Origin of the sequence: Pseudomonas sp. NY15437 (assembly GCF_048068435.1) — a bacterium.
Taxonomy (GTDB): domain Bacteria; phylum Pseudomonadota; class Gammaproteobacteria; order Pseudomonadales; family Pseudomonadaceae; genus Pseudomonas; species Pseudomonas nitroreducens_B.
Window position 1 is genome coordinate 1 of sequence record NZ_JBLUQC010000042.1, and the last position, 808, is coordinate 808.

At 63.2% G+C, this 808-nt stretch carries 1 pseudogene; it reads left to right on the plus strand.

Features of this window, described 5'->3' with window-relative positions:
• Nucleotides 1-273, plus strand: a pseudogene (locus ACNFIA_RS31940) (pyrroloquinoline quinone biosynthesis protein PqqE); the annotation flags it as partial.
• Nucleotides 274-808: the final 535 nt, after the last annotated feature.

The following is an 808-nucleotide window of genomic DNA, read 5'->3' on the forward strand; positions in this document are numbered from 1 at the left end:
TACGAATCCTTCGGCTTCAACCGCTTCCGCGGCGACGCCTGGATGCCCGAACCGTGCCGCTCCTGCGATGAGAAGGAGCGCGACTTCGGCGGTTGCCGTTGCCAGGCCTTCATGCTTACCGGCGATGCCGAAGCCCCCGATCCGGTGTGCGCCAAGTCGGCCCACCACGGGATCATCCTCGATGCCCGCCGCGAGGCGGAAACCGCCGCCATGCCACTCAGCGCGCTGACCCTGCGCAACGAGCGGGCCTCGCAGCTGATCTGCAAGGCCTGAGATGGACCGGTAAAACCGGAATTAAGGCGAAGCATGCGCCTCATGTGGGCGTGGTGGGTTCCACCGCCGGCGAAGCAATTCGTGTTCTTGCCTCGCTCGGTGAAAATCACGCCTTCTCGGCAATCGAGCAGCTGAACAGCAAGCTGCCTACCACCGGATGGCCATGGTGGTCGCGCGCCCCCCGAACCTCTGGAAGCCACATTCCTTTGCAGAGTGGCGGTGAATGCCAGACTTCTTGGAACACAGTGCAGCTGACCAACGAGTGCACAGGCATTGACCGCATTGCTTAACGTCTGCTTCGGGTCGGTAGCTGCCGTCCCTCCCCTACACCTCTATGTACTGCGGCAGGCTTGGCGCCTGTCCTTCATCTTGCCGTCTCTGGTGAAGGCGCTCTGGCCGGCCGCCAGGGCGGTGCCACGGGCGACCACCAACTGCCGCGGTGGGACGAGAGCTATTCGGTTGGCTGAAGCTGCGGAATGATCACCGTGGTGTCGTAGGAGCGAACGAAGCGGAACACACTGACGCTGTCGCCGAT